At 70.5% G+C, this 4175-nt stretch carries 8 protein-coding genes; 6 read left to right on the top strand and 2 right to left on the bottom strand.

Annotated elements, in window-relative coordinates; all coding sequences use genetic code 11:
- The first annotated feature begins 514 nt into the window (after window positions 1-514).
- From ACFQBR_RS33460 to ACFQBR_RS33440, 5 genes are all read left to right on the top strand, one after another.
- Window positions 515-1432 carry a helix-turn-helix domain-containing protein gene (locus ACFQBR_RS33460; protein ID WP_344186528.1) on the top strand — a complete coding sequence of 306 codons (918 nt, stop codon included), beginning with the start codon at window positions 515-517 and terminating at the stop codon, window positions 1430-1432.
- An 8-nt stretch (window positions 1433-1440) separates the two neighbouring features.
- The gene (locus ACFQBR_RS33455; RefSeq protein WP_378554975.1) at window positions 1441-1749 is read left to right on the top strand and encodes a hypothetical protein; all 309 of its coding nucleotides are present in this window, start codon (window positions 1441-1443) and stop codon (window positions 1747-1749) included.
- Window positions 1750-1877: 128 nt separating this feature from the next.
- Window positions 1878-2414 carry a hypothetical protein gene (locus ACFQBR_RS33450; protein WP_344186526.1) on the top strand — a complete coding sequence of 179 codons (537 nt, stop codon included), beginning with the start codon at window positions 1878-1880 and terminating at the stop codon, window positions 2412-2414.
- A gap of 87 nt (window positions 2415-2501) precedes the next feature.
- On the top strand, window positions 2502-2699 hold the full coding sequence (locus tag ACFQBR_RS33445) for a BldC family transcriptional regulator (protein WP_344186525.1): 198 nt from the start codon (window positions 2502-2504) through the stop codon (window positions 2697-2699).
- Between the two features lie 160 nt (window positions 2700-2859).
- Entirely contained in the window at window positions 2860-3045 is a 186-nt protein-coding gene (locus ACFQBR_RS33440; RefSeq protein WP_344186524.1) for a hypothetical protein, read from the top strand.
- A 55-nt stretch (window positions 3046-3100) separates the two neighbouring features.
- On the opposite strand, the gene ACFQBR_RS33435 is transcribed toward ACFQBR_RS33440, so the two are convergent.
- Together ACFQBR_RS33435 and ACFQBR_RS33430 are read right to left on the bottom strand one after the other, a co-directional pair.
- Window positions 3101-3271 (bottom strand): hypothetical protein, encoded by a 171-nt coding sequence (locus ACFQBR_RS33435; protein WP_344186523.1) that lies wholly within the window; start codon window positions 3269-3271, stop codon window positions 3101-3103.
- A 79-nt stretch (window positions 3272-3350) separates the two neighbouring features.
- The gene (locus ACFQBR_RS33430; RefSeq protein ID WP_378554974.1) at window positions 3351-3518 is read right to left on the bottom strand and encodes a hypothetical protein; all 168 of its coding nucleotides are present in this window, start codon (window positions 3516-3518) and stop codon (window positions 3351-3353) included.
- Window positions 3519-3615: 97 nt separating this feature from the next.
- Between ACFQBR_RS33430 and ACFQBR_RS33425 the strand changes: the two genes are divergently transcribed.
- Window positions 3616-3852 carry a hypothetical protein gene (locus ACFQBR_RS33425; RefSeq protein WP_344186521.1) on the top strand — a complete coding sequence of 79 codons (237 nt, stop codon included), beginning with the start codon at window positions 3616-3618 and terminating at the stop codon, window positions 3850-3852.
- Window positions 3853-4175: the final 323 nt, after the last annotated feature.

Raw genomic sequence — 4175 nt, 5'->3', positions numbered from 1 at the left:
CCGCGCCGACCTCATGTAGACACCCGCGCGTGACCGCGGGACGACCGCCGCCACTCGTCACACAGGGTGGGGGGTGACCCCCGGTGGGGTACCCCCCGGGGAACGCTGGGGAGGGCCGAAAAAAGTCGGCCAGGTTCAAAAGCCCGACTTCGGTCACGGACCGTGGCGAAATGGTGGAACGGGAACCGGCCTCTGACCGGTGCCCTCTCCGTTCTGGAAGTCAGCGCCTACGGTGTCCGGGTCGCAGTGGGGACTGAAGGCCGGGCGCCGGCACGAGGACGAGGGCCGGGACGAGGGTGTGTCGCTCGCTCGGCAGAGAGCTTGACGCACGGTTCGGCCGGTCGCCCGTGGGGTCGTACCCGCATCCGGGAGTGCCAGCAGGGGTGACCCTGGGCCGAGAGCGGGCCGTCCCTTGCCGGGGCGGTCCGCTTCGTCGTGCCGGGCGGCAACATCCTGACACGGCGAAGGCCCCGCCACACGTTGATGGTGCGACCACTCAAGGAAAGGCGGGGCCATGCCCGCACAGGATACCTCCGTAGCCGACCGGCTCATAGAACTCCGCCGACGCCGCGGCCTCACCCAAGAAGGTCTCGCCGAACGGGCCGGGATCAGCGTCGGCGTCATCCGCAAGATCGAACAGGGCGGCACAGCGCGGATCGAGAACTACCACCGCATCGCCCGGACCCTCGGAGTGCGCACGGTGTGGTTCATGACCCCCGAAGCGCCGGCCCCGAGGGTCGACGACCAGCGCGACGCCGTCCTCGCCGACATCCGGTCCGCCGTCAACCCGCCGTTGGGCCTGCGCGGACGCCTCTACCCCGATGACGACGTCCCCCCGAACCTGGTCCTGTTGGAGCGCGCCGTGTCGTCGGTGGCGGCTCACTACCAAGCCGACCGGTACGACGACGTGGCGCGGCTCTCCCCCGCCCTCGTGCGGTCCGCTCACGCGCACGTCGCCCTGTTGGAGGGCGACGAGAAGAACGAGGCGATCCGTCTGCGGTCGGACTCCCTCCAACCGACGGCGCGGTACCTGATCCAGATCCGGGAGCACGACCTGTCCCTCATCGCGCTCCGGGACGCGCTCACCGACGCGCTTGCCGTCGGCGACCAGGCGCTCGCCGCGGCGTGCATCGGCGAACAGGGATGGGCGCTCATGCGGCAGGGGCGGTTCGACGACGTGGAACGCCTGTGCGCGGACACCGCTGAGGCGCTGGAACCCTCGAAGTTCTCCAAGGCCGGTAAGGCCACCGTCGCAACGGGGGGTCACGTCCTCATGCGCGCCGGGGCCGCGGCGGTCCGCAACAACCGTCCCGACGAGGCGCGGGAGTACCAGGCGCGGGAGTACCAGGCGCTTGCCAGACCGCGGGGGAACTCGTCGGCGACGAGATCGCCACCGCCGGACACATGCGGTTCGGCCGCGCCACGGCGCTGATGAACGGGATGCAGAACGAGTTGATCGCCGACCGCCCCGACCGGGCATTGGAGCTGGTCGAGGAGATCAGGCCGCGGCAGGGACAGACCACGGCGAACACGCAGCAGCGGTACGCCCTCGACCAGGCGGCGGCACACCTGCGGCTGCGCAACGTCGACCGCACCACGGAGATCGTGCTGGGGCTCAAGAGCCAGGCGCCGTCGTGGTTCCGGCAACAGCAGGCGGCACGGGACATCGCGGAAGACCTGCTTGAGCAGGCCAAGCGGATGCCGGGCAGCGACCACCGGGAGGTGGCGGAGTTCCTCGGTGTCGCCTGAGCAGCACAGGTACCACGTAGCGTGGCAGTTCTCGGGCTGTGCCCCGGGAACTGTCACGTGCTGTGTCTGTAGTGATCGCCAGACCATTCGTAGCGTCGTCCTCACCCCAACCTCCGAGGTGAGTGATGATGACCGACCAGCGCGCGGACGACCGGGCGCCTCTTCGTACCCGCGCGTCCGCTATCGAGATCGTCGCGGCAGACCACCCCGCGTGGGAGATCAGCCGCGACCGTGACGGCGCCGCACACGGCCACTGGCGGGCCACCCGCGGGGACGCGACCGTGTCCGCGCCGACCACGCCCGAACTCCTCGACGCCCTGGAGGCGCACGAGCTCGACCGGCTGCGCGCCGAACACGTCGACCGGTGGCGGGTGTGGCGGACCCCCGGTACTGGATGGCCGGCGCCCTCGTCGCCGGGGTCGAGCCGACCCTCATGGAGGAGAGCGCCGGCGCCCCATCCTCAACCCGGGCACGTGGGGACAGCAGTCCCGGAAGGGCACGCCGTGACCCTCGCCGAGTTCGTCCGCCTCACCGCGGCGCGCACCACCCGCGACCCCGCGCCCGCCACCACCGGTGGCTCCCTTCCCCGCAGGCGCTCCCGCACCGCGCCGACCGTTCCCGCACCACGAGGTGAGCACCGTGACCAGCCACAGCCCCGACTCTGACGACGCACCGCCCACCGACCAGGAGCGCGACGCCGTCGAGCGCCAGGGCGACCACATGCACCGGCAGGACGGGCAGGGGGAGAACCGGTGACGAACGACCGGATACCCGATCCCGGCCCCCTGCTCACCCCGGCGGAGGTCGCACGGCTGTTCCGGGTGGATCCCGAGACCGTCACCAGGTGGGCGTTCACCGGGCGGATCGGCAGCCTCATGACCCCGGGCGGCCACCGCCGGTTCCGCGAGTCCGAGGGACAGATGCTCCACCACGGGGAGTGCAGCCAGTAGACCCCCGTGCGGTCGACCCCGTCCCGGACGTGCGGGGGCAGACAGGCCGCTCCTGCTCGGGGACGACAGCGGCGGCCCCGGGGCCACAGGCAACGTCCTGTGGCCCCGCCTGCTGGGCGATTGTCGCTACGCACGGATACCGTCAAGACACGGGAGGCACATGACAGAGGAATTCCACCTACGGGTGCGCATCCGCATGACAGCAGACGAGCGCCGGTCCTACCGCGCCGACCACGCGATGGCCGATGGCGAGTCGCTCCGCCAGCGACTCGCCGCCATCGTCGCCGTGGAACTCGACGGACTCGGATCGGACGACGGGTGCTGGCACAAGGCGCACGTGAACTGATCCGGGCACACGGACGCCCCTCCCCTCCGAGCAAGAGGGGGCGCCGGCGCCGGGTTCAGCGGGTGCGGAAGTAGGCGACGTTGATTCCGACGGTGGCGACCAGGATGAGACCCATCGCCGTCCACACCCACCAGATGATGCCGGTGGAGATGCTGCCGACCAGGATCACGACCAGGGCCGCAGCCGCGGCGATGTTATGAGCGATGAGGACCTTACGGGTGTTCACGGCTCCCCTTTCCTTGGGTCTGTGTGGCATTCTGAGGGGGCGGGCCCGGGGGTACTCGGTATATCCCCGGGCCCTTCCTTCAGCGGCGCTCGTGGCGGCGCTTCCGGCGGTGGTGGCCTCCCTTGGCGTGGCGTCCCTCGGCCTTCCGGGTGTTACCCCAGATGGTCAGAGTGGCGATCGTCGCGCTCGTGGCGCTGACGGCCAGTGCCGCGCTCTGGAAGATCAGGTCGATGTCCAACCTTTTCACCTCCCCTCTATGTTGTTGTGCCTTCAGCATATAGGGGCCCCTTGAAGTTTGCAAGGGGGGACTAGAAGTTTTTTCTAGACTCCCCTAGAATCCTTGTATGGACACCACGCCACTCACCCAACTGGCCGAACAGCTCCGCGCCATCACCGACCCCGTCGAACGCAGCAAGGCCGCGACCGCCCTCATCGACGCCCTCAACGACGCACAGAAGGCCGTCAAGGGCGTGCGCGCCGAGGCCGTCGCCGAACTGCGCCCCGGGCGCTCCATGCGCGAGGTGGGCGAGATGATCGGTGTCTCCACCGCGCGTGTCGACCAGATCCTCAAGGGCAGATAGCAGAAGCGCCCCCGTCCTCCAGGAGGACGGGGGCGCGGGGTTTCGCCTGTCGCCAGGCGGGGCCCACCAGCCGGGGTCCGGCATCGTGCGGCCGCGCGCAACTGCTGCGCCTCGCCGACCAGGCCGGGCGGATCGGCAGCCTCATGACCCCGGACGGTCACCGCCGGTTCCGTGAGGCCGAGGCACAGGCACCCTCGCAGGGGCACCGCACGTGACCCCCACGCAGTCGGAAGAGCCCCGGACAACCCGGCAGGCGGGACCGGACGGTCCGCTCCTGCGTCGGACGGGACGCCGGCGTTCGCGTCTACATGAGGCCGGCGCGC

The sequence above is a fragment of the Nocardiopsis tropica genome, from assembly GCF_042660575.1.
In the GTDB taxonomy this organism is placed as follows: domain Bacteria; phylum Actinomycetota; class Actinomycetes; order Streptosporangiales; family Streptosporangiaceae; genus Nocardiopsis; species Nocardiopsis tropica.
The sequence above is the reverse complement of the archived record's forward strand: the minus strand, read 5'-3'. Positions and strand labels throughout refer to the sequence as shown.

Bases quoted from the DNA above. Each gene is read 5' to 3' on its own strand.
- ACFQBR_RS33460 (WP_344186528.1), top strand. From the start codon at position 515: ATGCCCGCACAGGATACCTCCGTAGCCGACCGGCTCATAGAACTCCGC.
- ACFQBR_RS33455 (WP_378554975.1), top strand. From the start codon at position 1,441: ATGCAGAACGAGTTGATCGCCGACCGCCCCGACCGGGCATTGGAGCTG.
- ACFQBR_RS33450 (WP_344186526.1), top strand. From the start codon at position 1,878: ATGACCGACCAGCGCGCGGACGACCGGGCGCCTCTTCGTACCCGCGCG.
- ACFQBR_RS33440 (WP_344186524.1), top strand. From the start codon at position 2,860: ATGACAGAGGAATTCCACCTACGGGTGCGCATCCGCATGACAGCAGAC.
- ACFQBR_RS33425 (WP_344186521.1), top strand. From the start codon at position 3,616: ATGGACACCACGCCACTCACCCAACTGGCCGAACAGCTCCGCGCCATC.